General features: G+C 62.4%; 25 protein-coding genes and 1 other RNA gene. 16 read left to right on the forward strand and 10 right to left on the reverse strand.

The features are described from left to right. The first annotated feature begins 50 nt into the window (after positions 1-50). A complete protein-coding gene (locus AC1DZP_RS10590; protein ID WP_477302118.1) occupies positions 51-1853 on the forward strand; it encodes a chloride channel protein in 1803 nt (600 codons plus the stop codon). A 127-nt stretch (positions 1854-1980) separates the two neighbouring features. On the opposite strand, the gene AC1DZP_RS10595 is transcribed toward AC1DZP_RS10590, so the two are convergent. The 4 genes from AC1DZP_RS10595 to AC1DZP_RS10610 form a co-directional block, all read right to left on the reverse strand. Further along, positions 1981-2202, reverse strand: coding sequence for a ribbon-helix-helix domain-containing protein (locus AC1DZP_RS10595; RefSeq protein WP_477302120.1), 222 nt, complete (start codon positions 2200-2202; stop codon positions 1981-1983). Positions 2203-2222: 20 nt separating this feature from the next. Next, a complete protein-coding gene (locus tag AC1DZP_RS10600) occupies positions 2223-2468 on the reverse strand; it encodes a DUF4169 family protein (RefSeq protein ID WP_477302122.1) in 246 nt (81 codons plus the stop codon). Between the two features lie 15 nt (positions 2469-2483). Then, positions 2484-3026: an SspB family protein gene (locus AC1DZP_RS10605; RefSeq protein WP_477302124.1), complete on the reverse strand. Its 543-nt coding sequence runs from the start codon at positions 3024-3026 to the stop codon at positions 2484-2486. A 118-nt stretch (positions 3027-3144) separates the two neighbouring features. Next, the gene (locus AC1DZP_RS10610; protein WP_095087095.1) at positions 3145-3834 is read right to left on the reverse strand and encodes a TetR/AcrR family transcriptional regulator; all 690 of its coding nucleotides are present in this window, start codon (positions 3832-3834) and stop codon (positions 3145-3147) included. A gap of 189 nt (positions 3835-4023) precedes the next feature. Here AC1DZP_RS10610 and AC1DZP_RS10615 point away from each other — a divergent pair, with 189 nt between their 5' ends. After that, positions 4024-5229, forward strand: coding sequence for a multidrug effflux MFS transporter (locus AC1DZP_RS10615; RefSeq protein ID WP_477302126.1), 1206 nt, complete (start codon positions 4024-4026; stop codon positions 5227-5229). A gap of 41 nt (positions 5230-5270) precedes the next feature. Here the strand turns inward: AC1DZP_RS10615 and AC1DZP_RS10620 are convergent, their stop codons facing one another. Both AC1DZP_RS10620 and ssrA read right to left on the reverse strand, forming a co-directional pair. Next, complete coding sequence (locus AC1DZP_RS10620) at positions 5271-5822, reverse strand: AAA family ATPase (protein ID WP_477302128.1); 552 nt, start codon at positions 5820-5822, stop codon at positions 5271-5273. Positions 5823-5935: 113 nt separating this feature from the next. Then, positions 5936-6296: a transfer-messenger RNA gene (gene ssrA / locus AC1DZP_RS10625) on the reverse strand. Positions 6297-6465: 169 nt separating this feature from the next. On the opposite strand from ssrA, the gene AC1DZP_RS10630 reads away from it, so the two are divergent. Further along, positions 6466-6777 carry a DUF2853 family protein gene (locus AC1DZP_RS10630; RefSeq protein ID WP_095087099.1) on the forward strand — a complete coding sequence of 104 codons (312 nt, stop codon included), beginning with the start codon at positions 6466-6468 and terminating at the stop codon, positions 6775-6777. 216 nt (positions 6778-6993) lie between these two features. Continuing rightward, entirely contained in the window at positions 6994-7788 is a 795-nt protein-coding gene (locus AC1DZP_RS10635) for a thymidylate synthase (RefSeq protein WP_477227035.1), read from the forward strand. Between the two features lie 38 nt (positions 7789-7826). On the opposite strand, the gene AC1DZP_RS10640 is transcribed toward AC1DZP_RS10635, so the two are convergent. Then, complete coding sequence (locus AC1DZP_RS10640; RefSeq protein WP_095087103.1) at positions 7827-8033, reverse strand: TOBE domain-containing protein; 207 nt, start codon at positions 8031-8033, stop codon at positions 7827-7829. A gap of 149 nt (positions 8034-8182) precedes the next feature. Between AC1DZP_RS10640 and modA the strand changes: the two genes are divergently transcribed. The 5 genes from modA (at position 8183) to AC1DZP_RS10665 (ending at position 12382) form a co-directional block, all read left to right on the forward strand. Next, on the forward strand, positions 8183-8977 hold the full coding sequence (gene modA, locus AC1DZP_RS10645; RefSeq protein WP_477302130.1) for a molybdate ABC transporter substrate-binding protein: 795 nt from the start codon (positions 8183-8185) through the stop codon (positions 8975-8977). 16 nt (positions 8978-8993) lie between these two features. After that, entirely contained in the window at positions 8994-9698 is a 705-nt protein-coding gene (gene modB, locus AC1DZP_RS10650) for a molybdate ABC transporter permease subunit (RefSeq protein ID WP_477286977.1), read from the forward strand. Next, positions 9695-10807: a molybdenum ABC transporter ATP-binding protein gene (gene modC, locus AC1DZP_RS10655; RefSeq protein ID WP_477302133.1), complete on the forward strand. Its 1113-nt coding sequence runs from the start codon at positions 9695-9697 to the stop codon at positions 10805-10807. Before modB ends, modC begins: the two co-directional genes overlap by 4 nt. Before the next feature lie 81 nt (positions 10808-10888). Then, positions 10889-11230 carry a winged helix-turn-helix domain-containing protein gene (locus AC1DZP_RS10660; protein WP_095087111.1) on the forward strand — a complete coding sequence of 114 codons (342 nt, stop codon included), beginning with the start codon at positions 10889-10891 and terminating at the stop codon, positions 11228-11230. A 399-nt stretch (positions 11231-11629) separates the two neighbouring features. Further along, positions 11630-12382 (forward strand): methyltransferase domain-containing protein, encoded by a 753-nt coding sequence (locus tag AC1DZP_RS10665; RefSeq protein WP_477302135.1) that lies wholly within the window; start codon positions 11630-11632, stop codon positions 12380-12382. Positions 12383-12414: 32 nt separating this feature from the next. Here the strand turns inward: AC1DZP_RS10665 and cobF are convergent, their stop codons facing one another. Further along, on the reverse strand, positions 12415-13194 hold the full coding sequence (gene cobF, locus AC1DZP_RS10670; protein ID WP_457153340.1) for a precorrin-6A synthase (deacetylating): 780 nt from the start codon (positions 13192-13194) through the stop codon (positions 12415-12417). Positions 13195-13325: 131 nt separating this feature from the next. Between cobF and AC1DZP_RS10675 the strand changes: the two genes are divergently transcribed. The 6 genes from AC1DZP_RS10675 to AC1DZP_RS10700 all read left to right on the forward strand — a co-directional run bounded on the left by AC1DZP_RS10675 (position 13326) and on the right by AC1DZP_RS10700 (position 18975). After that, positions 13326-14342 carry a DUF4424 domain-containing protein gene (locus AC1DZP_RS10675; RefSeq protein ID WP_477302137.1) on the forward strand — a complete coding sequence of 339 codons (1017 nt, stop codon included), beginning with the start codon at positions 13326-13328 and terminating at the stop codon, positions 14340-14342. Continuing rightward, the gene (locus AC1DZP_RS10680; protein WP_477302139.1) at positions 14342-14860 is read left to right on the forward strand and encodes a dihydrofolate reductase; all 519 of its coding nucleotides are present in this window, start codon (positions 14342-14344) and stop codon (positions 14858-14860) included. The genes AC1DZP_RS10675 and AC1DZP_RS10680 overlap by 1 nt, the downstream gene beginning before the upstream one ends. Positions 14861-15010: 150 nt before the next feature. After that, positions 15011-16123 carry an FtsH protease activity modulator HflK gene (gene hflK, locus AC1DZP_RS10685; protein ID WP_095087121.1) on the forward strand — a complete coding sequence of 371 codons (1113 nt, stop codon included), beginning with the start codon at positions 15011-15013 and terminating at the stop codon, positions 16121-16123. Beyond that, a complete protein-coding gene (gene hflC / locus AC1DZP_RS10690) occupies positions 16123-17091 on the forward strand; it encodes a protease modulator HflC (RefSeq protein WP_095087123.1) in 969 nt (322 codons plus the stop codon). Before hflK ends, hflC begins: the two co-directional genes overlap by 1 nt. 6 nt (positions 17092-17097) lie before the next feature. After that, positions 17098-17286 carry a DUF2065 domain-containing protein gene (locus AC1DZP_RS10695; RefSeq protein WP_095087125.1) on the forward strand — a complete coding sequence of 63 codons (189 nt, stop codon included), beginning with the start codon at positions 17098-17100 and terminating at the stop codon, positions 17284-17286. Positions 17287-17457: 171 nt separating this feature from the next. Further along, positions 17458-18975, forward strand: a complete 1518-nt coding sequence (locus AC1DZP_RS10700) for a DegQ family serine endoprotease (RefSeq protein ID WP_477302141.1) — start codon at positions 17458-17460, stop codon at positions 18973-18975. 47 nt (positions 18976-19022) lie between these two features. Here AC1DZP_RS10700 and AC1DZP_RS10705 read toward each other — a convergent pair whose 3' ends face one another. After that, complete coding sequence (locus tag AC1DZP_RS10705) at positions 19023-19595, reverse strand: GNAT family N-acetyltransferase (protein WP_477302143.1); 573 nt, start codon at positions 19593-19595, stop codon at positions 19023-19025. Further along, positions 19592-20479, reverse strand: a complete 888-nt coding sequence (gene serB, locus AC1DZP_RS10710) for a phosphoserine phosphatase SerB (protein ID WP_477302145.1) — start codon at positions 20477-20479, stop codon at positions 19592-19594. The genes AC1DZP_RS10705 and serB overlap by 4 nt, the downstream gene beginning before the upstream one ends. On the opposite strand from serB, the gene miaA reads away from it, so the two are divergent. Then, positions 20469-21413 (forward strand): tRNA (adenosine(37)-N6)-dimethylallyltransferase MiaA, encoded by a 945-nt coding sequence (miaA, locus tag AC1DZP_RS10715; protein WP_477302147.1) that lies wholly within the window; start codon positions 20469-20471, stop codon positions 21411-21413. The genes serB and miaA overlap by 11 nt on opposite strands. Positions 21414-21459 lie beyond the last annotated feature (46 nt).

Genomic DNA, 21459 nt, shown 5'->3' on the forward strand with positions numbered 1-21459 from the left:
CCTCGACCATGCCGCGAGATACGGCTCGCCGCCAGAAAGCAAAGTCCGTCATGAAGCCCAATCACTCCAATCCCGGTGATCTCAGGGATTTCACCACCGATGCCAGGGTGCTGCTGGTCGCCGCCATCGCCGTGGTGGTGGCGACTGCGGGGCTGTTTGCCGGCATCGCGCTTTTGAAACTGATCCGTCTTGCCACCAACATTGCCTATTTTGGCCAGTTCACGCTTGCCGATATGAAGCTGCAGGACACGCCTTTGGGTTATGCCTCTGTTGTCGTCCCGGTGATCGGCGCGCTGATCATCGGCGTGATGGCGCGCTTCGGCAGCGAGAAGATCCGCGGCCACGGTATTCCGGAGGCCATCGAGGCGATCCTGCTCGGGCGCTCGAGGCTCGACGCCAAGGTTGCGATCCTGAAGCCGCTGTCGTCGGCGATTTCGATCGGCTCGGGCGGCCCGTTCGGGGCCGAGGGCCCGATCATCATGACGGGCGGCGCGATCGGCTCGCTGATCGCACAAATGCTGCCGGTCAGCGACAATGAGCGCAAGACGCTGCTGGTGGCAGGTGCGGCGGCCGGCATGACCACGGTCTTCGGCACACCGATCGCGGCCATCATGCTGGCGGTCGAACTGCTGCTTTTCGAATGGACTCCGCGCAGCTTCATTCCCGTGGCGGTCGCGGCAATCATTGCCGAGGTCGAGCGCACCATGCTGCATCTGCCGGGCCCGATCTTTCCGTTTCAGGGCGGCATGGAGGTGTCCTTTATCGGCCTTGCCGGCTGGGTCTCGATCGGAGTGGCGGCCGGCCTGTTGTCGGGGCTGCTGACGCAGATGGTCTATGCCTGCGAGGACGGCTTCCAGAAGCTGCCCATTCACTGGATGTGGTGGCCGATGCTGGGTGGCCTGGTGGTCGGCATAGGCGGACTGATCGAGCCGCAGGCGCTCGGCGTCGGCTATGACAACATCACCGACATGCTGGATGGCCGCACGGTCGCCACCGCGGCACTTATCCTCCTTGTGGTGAAAGCCATCATCTGGTCGGTGGCGCTCGGTTCGGGAACGTCCGGGGGCGTGCTGGCACCGCTGCTGATCATGGGCGGTGCGATGGGAGCGGTGCTCGCCGGCATTCTGCCTGCGGCCGATCCGGGCTTCTGGGCGCTGCTTGCCATGGCCGCCACCATGGGCGGCACGATGCGGGCGCCGCTGACCGCAACCTTCTTTGCCGTCGAGCTGACCGGCAACACGCACATGCTGGTGCCGCTGATCGCGGCCTGCGCGGCGGCACATGCCGTCACCGTCCTTTTGATGAAGCGTTCGATCCTGACCGAGAAGATCGCCAGAAGGGGACACCATCTGGTTCGCGAATACCGTGTCGATCCCTTCGCCCTGACCAGGGTGCGCGAGGTGATGACCTCTCAGGTCGAGAGCGTGCCGGCGACGATGACGCTGCATGGCGCGGCGGCGTTCCTGACGGCGCCGGAAACGCGGCATCCGAGCTTTCCCGTCGTCGACGAGAACGGGCATGTGATCGGTCTCATCGATCCGCCGGCAATCCTGCGCTGGAGACGCGCCGGCAGGCACCGTACCACGACGCTTGGCGAGCTGCTGGCCGGCAGCAAGATCACGCTGGCCTATCCGGATGAATATCTGGAGGGTCTCTCCGACAAGCTGCTGCTGGCCAACGTGTCCCATCTGCCCGTCGTCACCCGAGAGGGCCTGCAGCTGGTCGGTTATGTCGGCTGGAAGGATCTGATGCGCGTGCGGTCGAGGAAACAGGCCGAGGAACGCGATCGCTCGACCCTGCTTGGTTTCGGCACCAGACGCAGGAAAAAGGCGGACGCGGTCGAGAGCCTCTAGGAGCAATTCCAGGAAAAGGGTTTAGCGGTTTTCCGTCCGAAAGTGCTTCAAACAACGAGTTAGAGCGGTTCGCCGTTTCCGGGAAGTGTCTAGCGGTTTCCGTCCGGAAGTGCGTAAAGACAAAGATTTAGCCGGCGCCGCGCTTTGCCCACTCCAGGACAACGAGCCGGAGCGCCGAGGACAGGTTGGTGTCGCGGGGCCGCGTCTCGTCGACTTCGGCGACAAGAGCGGCGAGCGTCAGCTTCCTGGTCGCCGCGATCCCGACGAGATCGTCATAGAAGGGCTTTTCCAGCGAATAGCTGGTGCGGTGACCGCGAATGGTCACCGAGCGCTTTTCGACGGCGCTCACGGCGGAGTGCTCATTTTGCTCTAAGCATCGGATTCATCCCGAAGCCGCCGCGCGCTTTTCAGTCCGATGCTCTGGTTGTCTTTATCGCCAAAGGGTTCGCGACGGTGGCCAGCGACGAATTTGTCGCTCTTGTCGGCGATCATGCGGTCGCGTTCCTTTTCGACCTTGGAACGACCGTGCAGCGCCCGGTTCTGTTCGGCGACGCGCAGTTTCTCGTCCCGCGCCTTCTGCTTGCGGGCCTGGCGGAGGTTGACGATGTCGGCCATGGCGCGAGGCGWGGACTATTTCTTGCGGAAGGCGTCGAGCGAGACCACTTCGGCGCCCTTGGTGGCGGCGTCGGCAGCGGCGGGCTTCTTCTCCGACTCGGCGGCGGCGGCCTTCTTCTCGGCCTTCGGCTTTTTCTCGGAGACGATGGTCAGCGGCTCGGGCGAGGCTTCAGCGGCTAGTTCCTCGGCTGCCACACCGTCCGTCTTGACGTCGAATTCGAGTTCGAAATTGACCGAAGGATCATAGAAGCCGCGCACGGCCGAGAAGGGGATTTCGAGTTTCTCCGGCACGTCGGAGAAGGACAGGCCGACCTCGAAGCCGGTGTCGGTCACCTTCAGGTCCCAATACTGGAACTGGATGACGATGGTCATCTGCTCGGGATAGCGCTCGCGCAGCCGCGACGACACGCGCACGCCCGGCGCGCCGGTCAGGAATGTGATGAAAAAGTGGTGGTTGCCGGGGAGGCCGGTGCGCGCGACTTCGGCCAGGACCTTGCGCATGACGCCGCGCAACGCCTCCTGGGCGAGAATGTCGTAGCGGATGTGGTCGTCGGCCATGTGGCGGTCGGGTTCCGTTGAATCGTCCGCATAGCTGTAATCAAGCTTGAGCGCGGCGTAAACCGCATATAGATCACCTCCGCACCGAGACGAGGACTATTGCCGACGATTTGATCGCTCAGGCGCTGGCCAGCGCGGCCTGCTTTTCAACCGATGCGACGGACCGGCGCTTGCCAAACGCACGCAGGAAGGTGCGCACGCCATTGGTCGCCGACTGGAGCACCTCGTCCTCGCGCGGCGTGCCGCCGAGCATGAAGGTCGTTTGCAGCTCGGCATTGACGAGGCCGAGAAACTGGCGTGCCGCTACATCGGGATCCTCGATCGCGAGGTAACCGCCATAAGCCAGCCGCGCGAAGCGGGCGGCGATTGCCGGCCAGGTCCGGCCTGGGCCCTGTTCCAGCCATTCTGCAAACAGTTCGGGATAGCGCTCGCCTTCGGTCTGGATCAGCTTGCGCAGGAATTTTCCGTCGCGGTTGCAGATGCAGTTCTGGTTCAAGCGTACGGCAAAGCCGATCAGATCGGCTTCGAGGTCCTTGGGCTGATCGGGGAAGGTGGCGATGGTGGCGAAAATGCCGGTATTGCAGCGCTCGGTCAGATCGCGCACCACGGCGACGAACAATTTTTCCTTGTCGCCATGATGGTTATAGACGGTCTGGCGTGAGACGCCGGCCTCGACCGCGATCAGGTCGATGTTGGCGCCGGCATAACCTTCGCGACAGAAGACTCCAGCTGCGGCGTCGACGATCGATATGCGCTTGGCCTCATGGCCACGTGGCGGGAAAGTGTCAGGAGAAACGTGCAGCTTCATAGAAATCTATATAGAGGTGATTGACGAATTAGACAAGAGTGTCTAAATTTGTGGACACAATACGAAGAGATTTCGCTCCGGAGAGACGAAGAGAATTCGCTCTTGGAGAGTCGGAATTTCAGGGGATGGAACGTCCTTGGGTTACCCGCCGGCCCGCGGCGGCAACCAGATTCGAAAGAAGCCTTTATCATGAGTCCCAAATTCCTCCGCATTGCGGTCGTGCTCGGCTTGTTGTCCGCCATCGGCCCGTTCGCCATCGACATGTATCTTCCGGCGCTGCCTTCGATCGGCGCGGATCTGCACGCCGGCACCGCTGCCGTGCAGATGAGCCTGTTGATCTTCTTCCTGTCGATGGGTTTTGGCCAAATCGTCGTTGGGCCGATCTCCGACATGGTCGGCCGCAAGCTGCCGCTCTATGGCGGCCTTGCGCTGTTCATGATCGGCGGCATTGGTTCGGCAATGGCGCCGACCATCGAATGGCTGATCGCTTTCCGCTTTCTGCAGGGCCTTGGCGCCAGCGCCGGCATGGCCATTCCACGAGCCATCGTGCGTGACCTGCACACAGGCAATGAGGCTGCCAAGCTGATGTCGCTGCTGATGCTGGTGTTTTCGGTGTCGCCGATCCTGGCGCCGCTGACCGGCAGCCAGATCATCGAGAATTTCGGCTGGCGCGCGGTGTTCTGGACGGTGACGGGTGCGGCAGTGCTTGCCACCATCCTGTTGGCGACTTCGCTCAAGGAGACGCGGCCGGTGGAAGACCGCGCCGGTTCCTCCTTTGCAACCGCGCTTTCCGGCTACCGCTTCCTGATGGGTGATCGCAACTTCCTCGGTCTGGTGGCGATCGCCGGTTTCGGCATTGCGAGCTTCTTCGTCTATCTGTCGAGCTCGTCGTTCATCCTGATCGACCACTACGGGCTTTCGCCTTCGGTCTACAGCGTGTTCTTCTCGATCAATGCGGTCGCCTTCATCGGCATGTCGCAGCTGACGGGTCTGCTGGCCGAGCGCTTCGGGCTGCGGCGCGTGGTGCGTGTCGCGGTGACTGGCTACGCCACGACGATGGTGATGCTGTTCGCGGTGATGGCCACAGGTATCGACCGGCTCGACGTGATGGCGGCATTGCTGTTCGTCGGCTACGGCTTCCTCGGCCTGGTCATCCCGACCACCTCGGTGCTGGCCATGGAAGAGCATGGCGAGATCGCCGGCACGGCTTCGGCATTGATGGGCACGCTGCACTTCGCCATCGGTGCGGTGGCCATGGGCGTCGCCGGGGTGTTCTTCGACGGTACGCCGCTGCCGATGGTGGCCGGCATCACGCTCTGTGCGGTGATCTCCTTCACGCTGGCCAAGGTCACGCTCGGCCGCTCGCGCGAAGCTGTTGAGGCGCCGGCGGAATAACAATTACAATCCACGAAAAGGCCGGGCTCGCCCGGCCTTTTTTATCTCAATCCTGCCTCGGCCAGCACAAATCGCAGCCGGACCTCGATCGGCGCCAATGGCAGCGGGACCAGCTCATAACCCAGTTCCGTATAGACGCCGACCAGCGCATGATAGGTGCGCTCGGCCTCGTCGAGCGTCTGCTTTCTCTCGGCATCCTGCGTGAAGATGTCAGGCCATGGCGGAGCAATGAAGACGCGCTTGGCATAGCGGAAGCGTTCGGCGGCATGCATGACGTGCTCGGGAACGGGCAGGTCGGTCAGGCGCAGATAACCAAGCGTGTCCGGTACGCCGCGATCAAAAAAGACCGGGCCTGAGGGTTCGCACGCGACCTGATGGGAGCGCATCTCCCACGACAGCATCAACTCGGCAAACAGCGCGCGATCATGCCAGGGCAGGGCAGTCCCGCCTATGGCGGACTGGTCGCGGATGATGCCGCGGCCGGCTTCGACCGAGGTGGCAAAGCCTGCCTGGCGCAAGGCTTCGATCAAGGTGGTCTTGCCGGAGCCGGGACCACCGGTCAGCACGAAGAATCGATCTGAATCGTTTTGCATCTTTTGTCCATGGAGACGGGCACGCGGGGCTGCGCCCTTCGCGGCCATGGCGGTGCAAAGGGGCTGATCAGCCGAAGCTGCCGTTGCGCGTGAAGCGTATTGAAGGGGGGAGAAGTGGAGGTTTCTGTTGCCAGGTACCTCCGAACCCCGCCTAGAAGTGCGAACCTCTAGGACTTGAATTGAAGCTATCGCACCGCATTAAGCAGCGAGACGTGCTTCCGCATAGTTGTCGTTGGCAACTATAAGTTTAGCCCGATGACGGTGGTACAATGCCGGGCAAAAGTACGATCTTTACACCTTCGTCGATCCTATTTCGCCCCCAGCAAAAACCGCTCTGTTCTCAGCAGCGGCTTTTGGTGGAGGCGCCGGGTACCGCCCCCGGGTCCGAACGGCTTATTTCATCGCCCATTTATCGCCATAGTCGGTCAAGCCGACAAAACGAATATAGGGGCCGATGGTGGAAAATGAAAGGCCGCAATGGCACTTTGTCCCCATGCCAAAACCGCATTGCCAAGGGTTGACTTGGGCGCGGTCTCAACCGAAGCTTTGCAACGGTGAGGAGTTACCGACCTAGCGCACAGGTTGCAGCAGCGCGCCACAGCCCTCATCGATCAGATTCGTGGCGCCGACGAGGGGAATTCTGATGGCCGACTATCTTGCAGACGTGAAGAAATACGACGCCGCGGCAAGCGCCGACGTGGTCGACAAGATCGTGAAGCATCTGGGCATTGCGCTCAGGAACCGCGATTCCTCGCTGGTGTCCTGCACCGACCCGAAGGAGCTCGACCGCGTCAAGGCCGGCTGGGTGTCAAAAAAGCTTGGCATATCAGACGACAAGAAGGCTGATGCGTCGATCGAAAAGGTCTGCAAGGCGATGGCCGCCGACAACACCAAGAACCGGGTGACTTTCTACTATCTGGTCGCCAAGGACCTGGGCAAACTCGGCTCCCTCTGACGGTCGCGCGACCGACGTTGCAAGAAGGGCGCCGACGTTGCTGCCGGCTTCTTTCTCCCCGTCGCTATACGGGGAGAAATGCCCGGCAGGGCAATGAGGGGCGGCGCAGACGCCTGCAAAAGAGTGATGGAGCAAGCAACGCTTGCGCCGCTTTGTAGTGTTCGGCCTCCTGTCCGTCGGCTATGATGGCAGGACAACCGAATCGAGCCGGAACCGATGCGCCAATATCTTGACCTCTTGCAGCATGTGCTGGACAACGGCGCCGATCGCGGCGACCGCACCGGCACTGGTACGCGCTCCGTGTTTGGCTACCAGATGCGTTTCGATCTGGCGCGCGGCTTTCCCGTCACCACCACCAAGAAGCTGCACTTGAAGTCGATCATCCATGAACTGCTGTGGTTCCTGGCCGGCGACACCAACATCAAATACCTCACCGACCATGGCGTTTCGATCTGGGACGAATGGGCCGACGAGAATGGTGATCTCGGCCCGGTCTACGGCAAGCAATGGCGCTCGTGGCCGGATGGCCATGGCGGTTCCATCGACCAGATAGCAAATCTCTTGAAAGAGATACGCCGCAATCCTCAATCGCGGCGGCTGATCGTTTCAGCCTGGAACCCGGCCGAAGTGGAAGCCATGGCGCTGCCGCCATGCCACTGCCTGTTCCAGTTCTATGTTTCCGAGGGCCGGCTTTCTTGCCAGCTCTACCAGCGCTCCGCCGATATCTTCCTCGGCGTGCCGTTCAACATCGCTTCCTACGCGCTGCTGACTTTGATGGTGGCGCAGGTGACCGGGCTGAAGCCAGGTGATTTCGTCCATACGCTCGGTGACGCGCATCTCTACGCGAACCATTTCGAACAGGCGCGCGAACAATTGCAGCGCACGCCAAGGGCGCTGCCGACAATGTGGATCAATCCCGAGGTGAAGGACCTGTTCGCCTTCCGCTTCGAGGATTTCCGGCTGGAAAACTACGTCGCCGATGCGACCATCAAGGCGCCGATCGCGGTCTAAGTCCCGCCGATCGGCTCACCCTCGAAATCAGGTACCGATCAGTCGATGCCGACCATCACGTCCGAAGCCTTGATCACGGCATAGGCCTGCTTGCCCTTTTCGAGCTTAAGATCGGCGACGGCCTCGTTGGTGATCGAAGCGGTGACGACGGCGCCGCCAATGTCGATCCTGACATGCGAGGTGGTGGCTCCCTTGACGATCTCGGTGATCGTTCCCTTGAGGATATTGCGGGCGCTGATTTTCATCGGAGTTTCCTTTCCAGGGTTTCTTTGCCCGTCTTACCAGACCAATCGGTGTCGCATAGGGGTACGGGGCCTTCCCTTGTTATATTCATGCGGATATATCGGTTGGCAGGCTTCGAGCCGATCGGATTTCAAACCCAGGGGAGTTTTCCATGACGCGCAAAGGTTTCGGATTGGGAGCGATCGCCATTGGCGGTTTTGCCGCGACGCTGATGGCGGCAGTGCCGGCCGCGCATGCCGAAGACAAGGTGGTGGTGTTTGCCGCGGCCAGCCTCAAGGACGCGCTCGACGCGGTGAACAAGGCATGCGAGGCCGATGTCGGCGAGGCCGCGACCGTCTCCTACGCCGCAAGCTCGGCGCTGGCCAGGCAGATCGAGGGCGGCGCACCTGCCGACGTCTTTATTTCGGCCGACCTCGACTGGATGAAATATCTCTCCGACAAGAAGCTGACCAAGCCGGACACCGAAGTGAAGTTGCTCGGCAACGAGATCGTGCTGGTGGCGCCGAAGGACTCGACGGTTGAAACCAAGATCGAGAAGGGTTTTGACCTTGCCAAGCTGATTGGCGACGGCAAGCTTGCCATGGGCGACTTCAAGGCTGTGCCGGCCGGCAAATACGGCAAGGCCGCGCTTGAATCGCTCGGTGTCTGGTCGTCGGTCGAAGGCAAGGTGGCGCAGGCCGAGAATGTGCGCGCGGCGCTGAAGCTGGTTTCGACCGGCGAAGCCGCCCTCGGCATCGTCTACGCCACCGACGCGCATGCCGAGAAGGGCGTCAAGGTGGTCGGCACCTTCCCGGAGGATTCGCATCCGCCGATCATCTATCCGGTTGCCCAGACCGCCGATTCGAAGGACAAGGATACGCCGGCTTTCCTGAAATGCCTGCAGTCGGGCAAGGCTGGTGCGCTGTTCAAGGAGCAGGGATTTACTGTCCTGACGCCGAGCAATTGAGGTACGAAACCAACGCATGAACTGGCTGCTGGACCTCACTCCCGACGAATGGAATGCGGTCCGGCTGTCGATCAAGGTGGCGACGGTGGCGATGCTCGCCAGCCTGCCGCCGGGCATACTGATCGCGCTGCTGCTTGCCCGAGGACAATTCTGGGGCAAGACGCTGCTCAATGGCCTGGTCCATCTGCCGCTGATTCTGCCGCCGGTGGTGACGGGCTATCTGCTGCTGCTGACCTTCGGCAAGCGAGGGCCGGCCGGCGCCTTCCTGGCCGAGCATTTTGGCATCGTCTTCTCGTTTCGCTGGACGGGTGCGGCGCTCGCTTGCGGCGTCATGGGCTTTCCCCTGATGGTGCGCGCGATCCGGCTGTCGATCGAGGCGGTTGACCGCAAGATGGAAGCGGCGGCGGGAACGCTCGGCGCAAATCCCTACTGGGTGTTCGCCACCATCACGCTGCCGCTGATCCTGCCCGGATTGATCGCCGGCGCCATCCTGGCTTTTGCCAAGGCGATGGGCGAGTTCGGCGCGACCATCACCTTCGTGTCCAACATCCCCAACGAGACGCAGACACTGCCGTCGGCGATCTATACCTTCACGCAAGTGCCGGGCGGTGACGAAGGCGCGCTCAGGCTGACGCTGATCTCCATTGTCATCTCGATGGCCGCACTGGTCGCTTCGGAGGTGCTGGCACGGCGTGTCGGACGGCGGATGGACATTGAATGACCGTCCTCGTCGACATCAGCCATCGCCTCGGCGATTTCAGCCTCGATGTTCGCTTTGAGAGCGCCGGGCGGCTGACGGCGTTGTTCGGACCCTCCGGGTCTGGCAAGACGACGCTGATCGATATGATCGCCGGACTGATCCGGCCCGACAAAGGGCGCATCGAGGTCGATGGCCGGGTGCTGGTCGACACCGGCGCTAGCATTTTCGTGCCAAAGCACAAGCGCCGCATCGGCATGGTGTTTCAGGATGCGCGCCTGTTTCCGCATATGAGCGTGGCCAGCAATTTGCGCTATGGCCGCTGGTTCACGCCGGCAGCGGAGCGCTACGCTGAGATGGATGCCGTTGTCGAATTGCTCGGCATTGGACCGCTGCTGGACAGGCGGCCGGCAAGGCTCTCGGGCGGCGAGAAGCAGCGCGTGGCGATCGGCCGGGCGTTGCTGGCCAGCCCCAGATTGCTGCTCATGGACGAACCGCTGGCCTCGCTCGACGAGGCGCGCAAGGCCGAGATCCTGCCCTATGTCGAGCGGCTGCGCGACGAGACGAAAATTCCGATCGTCTATGTCAGCCATTCGGTTGCCGAGGTGGCTCGGCTGGCCACCGACGTGGTGACGCTGGCGCAAGGCCATGTCATCGCCAGCGGACCAACAGAGGCGGTGATGCAAAGGCTCGACCTGCTGCCGGCGGAGGAGCGCGCCGAGGGCGGCGCCGTGCTGGACACGAAGGTGCTGCACCATGACGAGATTTTCGGCATGACCGTGCTCGGCTCGGCCGCCGGCGAGATCCGGGTGCCGCGGCTGGCGATGAAGACWGGGGCGCGGGTGCGCGTCCGCATCCGCGCCCGCGACGTGATGATCGCAACGGAGAAACCGACAGGCCTCAGCGCGCTCAACATTCTGCCGGGCACCATTGTCGCCATCAATCCGGGCGAGGGCGCGACAGTCGAGGTCGGCATCGACTGCAACGGCGCAACCGTGCTTGCCCGCATCACCGAGCAGTCGCGGCAGGGGCTGAAGCTTCGGCTCGGCGGCAAGGTTTTCGCGGTGGTCAAGACGGTGAGTTTCGACCGGGCAAACACCGGCGCCGGCCTGCCCGTCGAAGTGGACGGCTGACCATCGCTATGTTTTTTTGGAATAGCGGTATCACTAAAGAGCTTCTAGTATGGGATCGGGCGTGATCGCGGAGGAGCCAAAATGCCGTCGCTGAGCTTGCGGATAAATCTAGACCCCGACGGGCGCATCGGACCGGGCAAAATCGAGCTTCTCGAGCAGATCGCCGCCTTCGGGTCGATCTCTGCGGCCGCGCGTGGCATGGAAATGTCCTACAAGCATGCCTGGGACCTGGTCGAGGACATGAACCGGGTGTTCGGCAAGCCGCTGGTCGCGGCGCAGACCGGCGGTCGCAAGGGCGGCGGCGCGCAACTGACGGCGGTGGGGCTTGCGGTTGTCAGCCGCTTTCGCGCCATCGAGCGCGCGGCTGCGGCTGCGGCTGCGACGCATATGGAGGCATTGCAGGCTGAAATCGACGCCGGGTGAGAGCTGCCGAGCGGAAGATGGGACGCCCAGTTCACGGCGCCAACCAGAGGCCGACAGCGCGGTGCCAACAACATCATCGCAACGGTTGCTTTGTGCGCTCGCGGGCCAGTTGTCCGGCTCCGGATTCTTGGTTAGAATTGGCACCTCTTGGTTAGACGACACGTTGATGCACAGCAGATCGGCCCCCTGAGCACTCCATACATCGAGGAAACTGAGGCCATGATCTTGGAAACAGCGCAGCACTAGCAACAACTCAACACGAAGAGGCGCTGCGCGATGAGGGTACTGCTTCGGCTTACCTATGTCTGGCGGCTATTGCCTCGCGCAATGCGGGCTCGGCTTGCCTCGCTTCCCCTGTTGAGAAGACTGCTGCCGCTGCTCAGGCGCGGGCTAATTCGAATGGACGCCGGCCCCACAGAGTTTCACCGAAACGACCTGACTGCCCTTGTCGGACGCAAATCAGCCCTTGAGATCGGGCCTTTCACCAACCCAACGCTTCGGGGTCCAAACGTCAGATATCTCGACGTCTTGGACAAGCAGGGCCTGATCAAGAGGGCGGATGCGGTCGGCTACCCATACTCCACCGCCCCTGTGGATATCGACTATGTCTCCAGCACCGGCGATTTGGGTATCGTCGCCGAGACGTTTGACTTCTGCCTGAGCAGTCACTGCATCGAGCATCAGCCGGATCTGATCCACCATCTGAGACAGGTCGAGAGGATTCTCGTGCCGACAGGCAGATACCTCCTGATTGTACCGGACAAGCGCTATTGCTTCGATCACTTCATTCCAGAGAGCTCAATTGCAGATTTCATCAACGCTCGGGGCAACAGCGTTCACTGCCTAAAGAGCGTCATCGAACACAGAGCACTGATCACGCACAATGACGCTGCCCGTCATTGGGCCGGAGATCATGGGCTGCCGGTTTATCGGCAGAATATTGCTGCCGTCTCCGTGGCCATGAGCGAATATGACAATTCCGGCGGGGCATACGTCGATGTTCACGCGTGGCAATTTACGCCGCACAGCTTCCGCGACGGCATAGAGGCACTTTCCAATCTCGGTCTCATCGGGCTGGATGTCGAGCAAGTCTATGCCACGCCGCACAACAACTTTGAATTCTGCGCAATTTTGAAACGACGGCAGGCGTAGGTCGTTAGGTTTGGACCTTCGGTTCCTGAAAATTACCGATCGTCCTGCGGCTCACCAGGCTTGCGCAGCAGATACGTATCCATGATCCAGCCCTTTTGCAGACGGGCTTCCTCGCGGACCCTTTCGATCTCCGGGCCGACATCGCCGATCCGGCCCGAGAGAATAATCTCGTCCGCTGTGCCGAGATAGGCGCCCCAATAGATAGCGACATCCTTGTCGGCAAGCGTGTTGAACGCGCATTTTCCATCCAGCATGACGACGGTGCTGCCGGCATTGTCGGCCAGGCCCTCCTGGGAGAGGCGGCGGCCGGTGGTGACGAGGACGGAATCGCCAATGCGGTTCAGCGCCATTTTGTGGCTGGCGGCAAGCGCCTGGATAGCGGTGATGCCTGGAATGACCTCCAGTTCGAACGCGACATTGCCTCTCAGGCGCACGCGCTCGAGGATTCGCAGCGCGCTGTCGTAGAGCGAGGGATCGCCCCAGATCAGAAAGGCGCCGCAGCCATCCTGCGCAATCTCGTCGCGGATCAGGGCTTCGTAGATGGCGGCAATGGCCTCGTGCCAGTCGTCGACCGTCGAGCGGTAGGAGGGCGCCGGCTCGGCGCGCACCGGCACGTCGAATTCGACGCGGCGCGACTTCGGGTTGGTGACGAAGCGATCGCAGATCTGGCGGCGCAGGTCGGCAAGGTCGTTCTTTTTCGCGCCCTTGTCGGGGATGAACAGCACGTCGGCGCGGTTGAGGCCGTTTATGGCCTGAACGGTCATGTGGTCTGGATTGCCGGCGCCGATGCCGATGACGAGAAGCTTGCGCATGGAACGATCTCCTGCCCGATCGAAACCTGTTAGTCCAGAGCGTCATGGCGCGCCCGCGGATGCGGAAGGGCTTTGAAACGCCACATTGAAACGGCTAGGGTCGTGTCGGCATTCTAGCCGAGGGGGCTTCCATGTTGCGATACGTCCTGACCGCCGTGCTGGCGCTTTCAGCCGCGCCTGCATTCGCCAATGATTCGGTTGCCGAGCTCGGCACCGGCGGCCTGATCCTGTCGCGCAGCGATGCCGTGTCGATGCAAAGCGAGGACCTCTTCATCTCGCCGCAAAAGGTGACGGTCGACTACGTCTTCCACAACAACACCGACAAGGATGTCGACGCGATCGTCGCTTTCCCGATGCCCGACATTTCTGGCGATCCCGAGGAGATGCCGGCGATCCCTGAAAATCAGAGCGACAATTTTCTCGGCTTCGAGGTGACGATCGACGGAGTCGCCGCCAAGCCCCAGCTCGAGCAGAAGGTGTTCGCGCTCGGCATCGACATCGGTGCCGATCTGAAGGCTCAGAATGTGCCGTTCAACCCGTTCGGCGACGAGGCGAAGGCCGCATTGGCAAAGCTGCCGCAAGCGGTGGCCGACGATTGGGTCAACCGCGGCATCATCATTGAGGACACGATTGACGACAGCCCCGGCGCGAAACCCAACTACGCGCCGTTCTGGCAATTGCGGTCGACCTACTGGTGGCGCTCGACCTTTCCGGCCAACAAGGACGTTCATGTCTCGCACCATTACAAGCCGAGCGTCGGCGGCACGTCTTCGGTCAGCTTTTTCTTCGACGGCAAGTTCCAGGGCCAATACGCCAGCTACAAGACCCGTTACTGCATGGACGACACCTTCGAGAACGCGGTGCGCAAGGCGGCGAAGGATGGTCCAGACGGCTATCCCCAGTACAACGAAAGCCGCATTGCCTATATCCTGACCACCGGCGGCAACTGGGCGGCGGGCACTATCGGCAAGTTCAAGCTGACCGTCGACAAGGTTAATCCGAAAGCGCTGGTTTCGTTCTGCGGCGACAATGTCAAAAAGGTCGGGCCGACGACGTTCGAGATGACGGCAGACGATTTCTATCCCGAGCACGACATCGACATCCTGCTTCTCGATCCGACGGCCAGCAATGGCGGGGAGGCCAACTGATGCATGTCGCGATTTATGTTGCCATTGCCGAGAACGGCCTGATCGGGCGGGATGGCGGGCTGCCCTGGCGGCTGTCCACCGATCTCAAGCGCTTCAAGGCCGACACGATGGGCAAGCCGATCATCATGGGCCGCAAGACCTTTGAAGGCATCGGCCGGYCACTGCCGGGCAGACTGAACATCGTGGTCACCCGCGACAAGGCCTGGCGCGCCGAGGGTATCGAGGTGGCGCATTCACTCGAAGCCGCGATCCAGCTGGCAACGGTGCGCGGGCGCTGCATGGTCGGTGTGGACGAGGTCTGCGTCATCGGGGGCGGCGAAATCTACGCCCAGGCGCTGCCGCTGGCCGACCGGCTGCACGTCACCCATGTGCTGGCAGCCGTCGACGGCGATGCGCATTTCCCGCCGATCGATCCCAATTCCTGGCGTATGGTCAGCTCACAGGAGATTCCGGCGGGGGAAAAGGACAGCCACGCGACGCGCTATTCGGTTTACGAGCGACGCCGCGACGTGCATTGAAAGACGACAAAGGGTCGCGACCGGGCCAAATCGGACGAAGTCGGCAGCGCATCGCGTTGAAAGCGTCTCGTGGCGTCCCTATAGAAGAACGATACTGGATTTCGCGCCATAATACCGGCGCTTGAGGGAATTCCATGCGAAAGGACATTCATGCCCTGGAACGATAAAAGCGGCGGCGGCGGCCCATGGGGCGGCGGCGGCAATAATCAGGGACCCTGGGGGCAGGGACCAAAGGGACCGAGCGGCCCGCAGGGCTCGCCTCCCGATCTCGAAGACATCATCCGCCGCGGCCAGGACAGGCTACGGCGCGCACTGCCGGGTGGCGGTGGCGCAAGCCCGGCTATTTTCGCGCTGATTGCGGCAGCATTAGTGGTGCTGTGGGCGTTCCAGGCGGTTTACACCGTGCAGCCCGATGAGGTCGCGGTTGAACTGCGCTTCGGCAAGCCGAAGGCCGAACTCTCGCAACCCGGCCTGCATTTCCATTGGTGGCCGCTCGAAACCGTCGAAACGGCCAAGATTTCCGAACAACTCGTCGACATTGGCGGCGGCAACACCAGCGGCAACGGCCTGATGCTTTCGGGCGACCAGAACATCGTCAATGTCCAGTTCTCCGTAGCCTATCAGGTCTCCGACCCCCGGGCCTATCTGTTCGACGTCTCCGATCCTGACGGCATGCTGCGGCAGGTTGCCGAAAGCGCCATGCGCGAAGCCGTCGGTCGCCGGCCGGCGCAAGACATCTTCCGCGATGACCGCCAGGGCATCGCTGCCTCGGTTCGCGAGATCATTCAGACCACTCTGGATGGCTACAAGGCGGGCCTCAACGTCAATGCCGTCTCGATCGAGGATGCAGCACCGCCACGCGAGGTGGCCGATGCGTTCGACGAGGTGCAGCGTGCCGAGCAGGACGAGGACAAGTTCGTCGAGCAGGCCAACCAGTACTCCAACCAGAAGCTCGGCCAGGCGCGCGGCGAGGCCGCACAGGTTCGCGAAGACGCGGCCGCCTACAAGAACCGGGTCGTGCAGGAAGCCGAAGGTGAGGCGCAGCGCTTCATCTCCGTCTATGACGAATATGCCAAGGCGCCGGATGTGACACGCAAGCGCCTCTATCTGGAAACCATGGAGAGAGTTCTGAAGGATTCGAACAAGGTGATCGTCGAACAGGGCAACGGGCAAGGGGTCGTTCCCTATCTGCCGCTGCCGGCATTGCAGCCGAAGGCGCCGGCACCGGCCGCCCCTGCTGCCGTCACGGGAGGTAACCAGTAATGGCCAATCGTCTCCCCATCATCGTCGTCGCCGTGGCGATCATCCTGTTCCTGCTCTATTCGTCGGTCTTCGTGGTCAATGCGCGCCAGCAGGCGCTGGTGCTCAGGTTCGGCGAGATCGTCGACGTCAAGAGCGAACCCGGCATCTACTTCAAGGCGCCGTTCTCGTTCTTCGACGCCGATACGGTGCAGCTGATCGAGAACCGTGTGCTGCGCTTCGACCTCGACAACATCCGCGTCCAGGTGTCGGGCGGCAAGTTCTATGAGGTCGATGCCTTCATCGCCTATCGCATCTCGGATCCGCGCGTCTTCCGTGCCGCCGTGTCCGGTCAGATCGAACTGGCCGAAGCCCGGCTCAGGACGCGTCTCGATGCTGCCTTGCGCCGCGTATACGGTCTGCGCGATTTCGAGGCCGCGCTCTCTGAACAGCGCGCCGTAATGATGCGCGAAGTCCGCGATCAGCTCCGGCCCGACGCCACGTCGCTCGGCCTGCAGATCGAGGATGTGCGCATCCGCCGTACCGATCTCACCGCGGAAGTCTCGCAGCAGACATACGACCGCATGAAGGCCGAACGCCTGGCAGAGGCTGCGCGGCTGAGGGCACGCGGCAACGAAGCGGCACAGCGCATTACGGCTCGCGCCGATCGCGAAGTGGTCGAGATCGTTGCCGAAGCGCGCAAAGAGTCGGAAATCCTGCGAGGCGAGGGCGAAGCCCAGCGCAGCGCCACCTTCGCGGAAGCGTATAAGCGCGACCCGGCCTTCTTCGATTTCTATCGGTCGATGAACGCCTATGGCACGGCGCTGGACAACACCGGGACGACCATGGTGCTGTCGCCGAACTCGGAGTTCTTCCGGTTCTTCCGCGATCCTGATGGCAAGGAGGCGCCGGCGAAGCCGGTTTCACCGGCACCTGCCGCGCCGGCGACGGCACCTGCCGCGCCGGCGGCACAGCCCAGCACCAGCCCGTAGCGGCAGGTGCAGGACTTTCTCGCCGCCATGGGCCTTGTCCTTGTGATAGAAGGTCTGGTCTATGGCGGCTTTCCAGGCCTTGCCAGGAAGCTCGCCACTGAAGTGTTGTCGCTGCCCGAGAATGCGTTGCGGATCGCCGGGCTGGCGGCGATTGCCATCGGTGTCGGCATCGTCTGGCTGGTGCGAAGCGGGTGAGGGCGGCGAGTTTCGATCCCGGGGGATACGAGCTTCGATCCCGGGATAACGGATGATTTATCCTCTGCCGATAGTCATAGCCGCAAACGTGCCGTATTTTTTGCCAACATGGCGCGACGCGGCGTTTTCGTCGAAGCGCTTTTCTTTTCAAGAATACCGGGAGGCTTCTCGATGACATCCAATACCCTTTTGCGCGCGGCACGGCGGACGCTCATCGCCGGTGCGGCAGCCCTTCTTGTCAGCGCCGTCGCTGCCCCGTCCTTCGTGACGCCGACATTGGCCGCCGACGGCCCTGCTTCGGTCGCCGACCTGGCGCAAGGCCTGCTCGGCGCGGTGGTCAACATCTCGACCTCTCAGACTGTGAAGGGTACGGAAGGTCCGGGCGCGGTGCCGATGCCGCAGTTGCCCGAGGGTTCGCCTTTCCAGGATTTCTTCGACGATTTCTTCAAGAACCGTGGCGGCGACAAGGACAATGGCGGGCAGAAAGTGCAGTCGCTGGGTTCCGGCTTCGTCATCGACGCGGAGCAAGGCATCGTCGTCACCAACAACCACGTGATCGCCGATGCCGACGACATTGAGGTCAATTTCTCGGACGGCATCACCTTGAAGGCGACGCTGGTCGGCACCGACACCAAGACCGATGTCGCGGTGCTGAAGGTCGACCCGAAGGGCCACAAGCTGACGGCAGTGAAGTTCGGCGATTCCACCAAGATGCGCGTCGGCGACTGGGTCATGGCGATCGGCAATCCGTTCGGCCTCGGCGGCACGGTGACGGTCGGCATCGTTTCGGCCCGCAACCGTGACATCAATTCCGGCCCCTATGACGATTTCATCCAGACCGACGCCGCGATCAACCGCGGCAATTCCGGCGGTCCGCTGTTCAACAGCGCCGGCGAGGTTATCGGCATCAACACCGCGATCATTTCGCCGTCGGGCGGTTCTATCGGCATCGGCTTCTCCATCCCCTCGCAACTCGCCTCCGGCGTCGTCGACCAGTTGCGCCAGTTCGGCGAGACCCGGCGCGGCTGGCTCGGCGTGCGCATCCAGCCCGTGACGGACGACATTGYCGAGAGCCTCGGCATGGCCACCGCCAAGGGCGCGCTGGTCGCCGGCGTCATCAAGGGCGGCCCGGTCGACAACGGCACCATCCAGGCCGGCGATGTCATCCTTAAGTTCGACGGCAAGGACATCCATGAAATGCGCGACCTGCCGCGTGTGGTCGCCGAAAGCCCGGTCGGCAAGGCGGTCGACGTGCTGATCGTGCGCAAGGGCGTCGAGCAGACCGTGAAGGTCACGCTCGGCCGCCTCGAAGATGGCGAAAAGCTTGCCAGCGGCGAGGACGGCAGCAACACCGACCAGAACAAGGGCGACAAGGCTCCGGCGGTCTCGACGGCTTCGGTGCTCGGCATGACCGTCGGCGAACTGAACGACGAGACACGCAAGAAGTTCAGCATTGCCGCCGATGTCTCCGGCGTCGTCATCACCGATGTCACCAAGGATTCGGCTGCCGCTGAACGCGGTATCCAGCCGGGCGAGGTGATCACCGAGATCGCACAGGAATCGGTCGCCACGCCCAAAGACGTCATGGACCGGATTGGCGCCTTGAAGGAGCAAGGGCGCAAGAACGCGCTGCTGATGCTGGCGTCGAAGACCGGCGAGCTCAGGTTCGTGACGATCCGGATGGACTGAAGTCTGGAAAGGCTTTAGTGCCCTGATTTTGAGATGAAAAAAGGCGGCTATTGAGCCGCCTTTTTTCTTGCCTGCCAGTCCTTGCGCGACAATCTGTAGAGGACATGCCGCTTGAGCGCCGGGTGGCTGTCAGGGATGTCGGGATGGTCGAAGTCGCTAGCCGGGTCGAACCTCATGCCGAGGCGTTTCATGACGGCGGTGGAGCGATGGTTTTCGTAAACCGCGAACGAGACGATTTCATTCAGGTCGAGCGTTTCGAAACCGTAGGCGAGCCAGGCCTCGGCGGCCTCGGTGACGTAGCCCTTGCCCCAGAATTCCGGGGCGAGACGCCAGCCTATCTCGATCGTGCCGGCGGGCAGGACGTCGATGTCTTCTGTCCCGGTTATCCCGACAAAGCCGATGCACTCTCCGGTGGCCGCAATCTCGGCCGCGGCGAAGCCATAGCCGTCCTCATCGACCCAGGCGCGGACCTCGTCCATCTTGGCGTCCGCCTGCGCGCGGGTGCGGCGGAACGGAAAGAATTCCATGACCTGTTCGTCGGAGTTGATCCGGTGGAACAGTTCGCGATCGCGATCCTCCCAGTTGCGCAGGATCAGGCGCTCGGTACGCATTGGTTTCATTGCACAAACTCTTCCTGTCTGTAGCCCTGCATATAGAGCAATGCTGTCAAGTCGCCGTGGTCGATGCGAACCTTTGCCTGTGCCGCCACCGTCGGCTTGGCATGGAGGGCGACACCGGTGCCAGCCAGCCGGATCATGTCGAGATCATTGGCGCCATCGCCGACAGCAATGGCGTCAGTCGGCGTCAGGCCGAGGCGTGTGGAAATCTCGATCAGCGCATCGGCCTTGGCGGCGCGGCCGAGTATCGGTTCGCCAACCTGCCCGGTGAAGCGGCCGTCCTGTTCGAGCAGGCGATTGGCGCGGTTCTCCTGGAAGCCAAGCATGGCCGCGATGCGCGTCGTGAAGACCTCGAACCCGCCAGACACCAGCGCCGTCCAGGCGCCATGGGCCCGCATGGTTCGCACCAGCGCGCCGCCGCCCGAGGCCAGAGTCAGGCGATTGGCGACGATGCGGTCGACCACGGTGGCGTCGAGGCCCTTCAACAACGCCACCCGCTCGCGCAAGGCCGGTTCAAACGCGATCTCTCCATTCATCGATCGCGCGGTGATGGCGGCGACATGATCCTTGACGCCGATCTCGTCGGCCAGTTCGTCGATGCATTCCTGGTCGATCATGGTCGAATCCATGTCGGCGATGAGGATCTTCTTGCGGCGCGTTTCCGCCGGCTGGACGATCACGTCGACCGGTTCGGTGGCGAGTGCTGTACGAAGGGCGGCACTTGTATCGCCGGCGTCAGCCTCTTTCGGCAAGGCAAGATCGCAGGCGATCCTGTCGGCAAGCCAGACAACAGCGCTTGCGCCGACCGACCGTGACGCCATATTCGCAAGCGAAAGCGACAATGCGCGATCGGCGGGACGGGAAACAAGCGTGGCGATGAGCGGCATGGACGATTCCGGCGGACAGGCGGGCAAAGGCCGCGTGAAGGACGCGATCCTGATAGCCGGGCCGACCGCCAGCGGCAAGTCGGCCCTTGCCTTGGAGCTGGCCGAGCGCAAGGGCGCCGTTGTCGTCAACACCGATTCCATGCAGGGCTATTCGGTGCTCGACGTGCTGACCGCCCGGCCGGGGGCGGCCGACCTCGCCCGCGCGCCGCATTTTCTCTATGGCCATGTCCACCCGGCCACAGCCTATTCCACCGGCGCCTGGCTGCGCGACGTGATGAAGCTGATCGATGAAGGTACGCTCTCCGGACAGCCTGTTATTTTTGTCGGCGGCACCGGGCTTTACTTCCGTGCGCTTGCCGAGGGCATTTCGGAAATGCCCAACATTCCTCAGCGGATTCGTGACCGCTGGCGCTATGAGTTGAAGGAGCAGGGCGCCGTCAAGCTGCACAACGTGCTGCTGCGCCAGGATTCTGCGGCTGCCATGCTGCTGAAGCCGACCGACAGCCAGCGCATCGTGCGGGCACTGGAGGTGCTCGATGCGTCGGGCCGTTCGATCCGTGAATGGCAGGCGGAGCGCGGCCGGCCGCTCATCGACAGGCAGAGCGCGCGTTTCTTCGTGATCGAGCCGGACCGCGCGGCGTTGGTCGACCGCATCGAAAAACGCTTCGACCAGATGCTGGACAAGGGGGCACTGGACGAGGTCAAGCGGCTATCGGCGCTCGGCCTCGACCCCGAATTGCCGGCGATGAAAGCGATCGGTGTTCGCGAACTGCAGGCCGCGATGGCTGGAGAGATTGGCTTTCCCGAGGCGATCGAGCGCGCCAAGATCGCAACCAGGCAATATGCCAAGCGGCAAACGACCTGGTTCAGGCATCAATTGGGCTCGGAATGGCAAAGATTGCGGCCCGGTGACGATCTGGAAACCACGATTTGATCGCCTGTTTCCATTGCAACCTGAAAAGTTTATCTGCAAGGTAAGG

The organism is Mesorhizobium sp. P2_F8 (genome assembly GCF_056403655.1).

What these genes read in the sequence shown, in the direction of transcription:
- AC1DZP_RS10605 (WP_477302124.1), bottom strand. Translation starts at nt 3,026, where the DNA reads ATGGCCGACGACCACATCCGCTACGACATTCTCGCCCAGGAGGCGTTG.
- hflK (WP_095087121.1), top strand. Translation starts at nt 15,011, where the DNA reads ATGCCCTGGAACGATAAAAGCGGCGGCGGCGGCCCATGGGGCGGCGGC.
- AC1DZP_RS10630 (WP_095087099.1), top strand. Translation starts at nt 6,466, where the DNA reads ATGGCCGACTATCTTGCAGACGTGAAGAAATACGACGCCGCGGCAAGC.
- AC1DZP_RS10675 (WP_477302137.1), top strand. Translation starts at nt 13,326, where the DNA reads ATGTTGCGATACGTCCTGACCGCCGTGCTGGCGCTTTCAGCCGCGCCT.
- AC1DZP_RS10705 (WP_477302143.1), bottom strand. Translation starts at nt 19,595, where the DNA reads ATGAAACCAATGCGTACCGAGCGCCTGATCCTGCGCAACTGGGAGGAT.
- AC1DZP_RS10665 (WP_477302135.1), top strand. Translation starts at nt 11,630, where the DNA reads ATGGACGCCGGCCCCACAGAGTTTCACCGAAACGACCTGACTGCCCTT.
- AC1DZP_RS10635 (WP_477227035.1), top strand. Translation starts at nt 6,994, where the DNA reads ATGCGCCAATATCTTGACCTCTTGCAGCATGTGCTGGACAACGGCGCC.
- AC1DZP_RS10620 (WP_477302128.1), bottom strand. Translation starts at nt 5,822, where the DNA reads ATGCAAAACGATTCAGATCGATTCTTCGTGCTGACCGGTGGTCCCGGC.
- AC1DZP_RS10640 (WP_095087103.1), bottom strand. Translation starts at nt 8,033, where the DNA reads ATGAAAATCAGCGCCCGCAATATCCTCAAGGGAACGATCACCGAGATC.
- cobF (WP_457153340.1), bottom strand. Translation starts at nt 13,194, where the DNA reads ATGCGCAAGCTTCTCGTCATCGGCATCGGCGCCGGCAATCCAGACCAC.
- serB (WP_477302145.1), bottom strand. Translation starts at nt 20,479, where the DNA reads ATGCCGCTCATCGCCACGCTTGTTTCCCGTCCCGCCGATCGCGCATTG.
- AC1DZP_RS10610 (WP_095087095.1), bottom strand. Translation starts at nt 3,834, where the DNA reads ATGAAGCTGCACGTTTCTCCTGACACTTTCCCGCCACGTGGCCATGAG.
- modB (WP_477286977.1), top strand. Translation starts at nt 8,994, where the DNA reads ATGAACTGGCTGCTGGACCTCACTCCCGACGAATGGAATGCGGTCCGG.
- AC1DZP_RS10615 (WP_477302126.1), top strand. Translation starts at nt 4,024, where the DNA reads ATGAGTCCCAAATTCCTCCGCATTGCGGTCGTGCTCGGCTTGTTGTCC.
- hflC (WP_095087123.1), top strand. Translation starts at nt 16,123, where the DNA reads ATGGCCAATCGTCTCCCCATCATCGTCGTCGCCGTGGCGATCATCCTG.
- AC1DZP_RS10600 (WP_477302122.1), bottom strand. Translation starts at nt 2,468, where the DNA reads ATGGCCGACATCGTCAACCTCCGCCAGGCCCGCAAGCAGAAGGCGCGG.
- AC1DZP_RS10660 (WP_095087111.1), top strand. Translation starts at nt 10,889, where the DNA reads ATGCCGTCGCTGAGCTTGCGGATAAATCTAGACCCCGACGGGCGCATC.
- AC1DZP_RS10590 (WP_477302118.1), top strand. Translation starts at nt 51, where the DNA reads ATGAAGCCCAATCACTCCAATCCCGGTGATCTCAGGGATTTCACCACC.
- miaA (WP_477302147.1), top strand. Translation starts at nt 20,469, where the DNA reads ATGAGCGGCATGGACGATTCCGGCGGACAGGCGGGCAAAGGCCGCGTG.
- modA (WP_477302130.1), top strand. Translation starts at nt 8,183, where the DNA reads ATGACGCGCAAAGGTTTCGGATTGGGAGCGATCGCCATTGGCGGTTTT.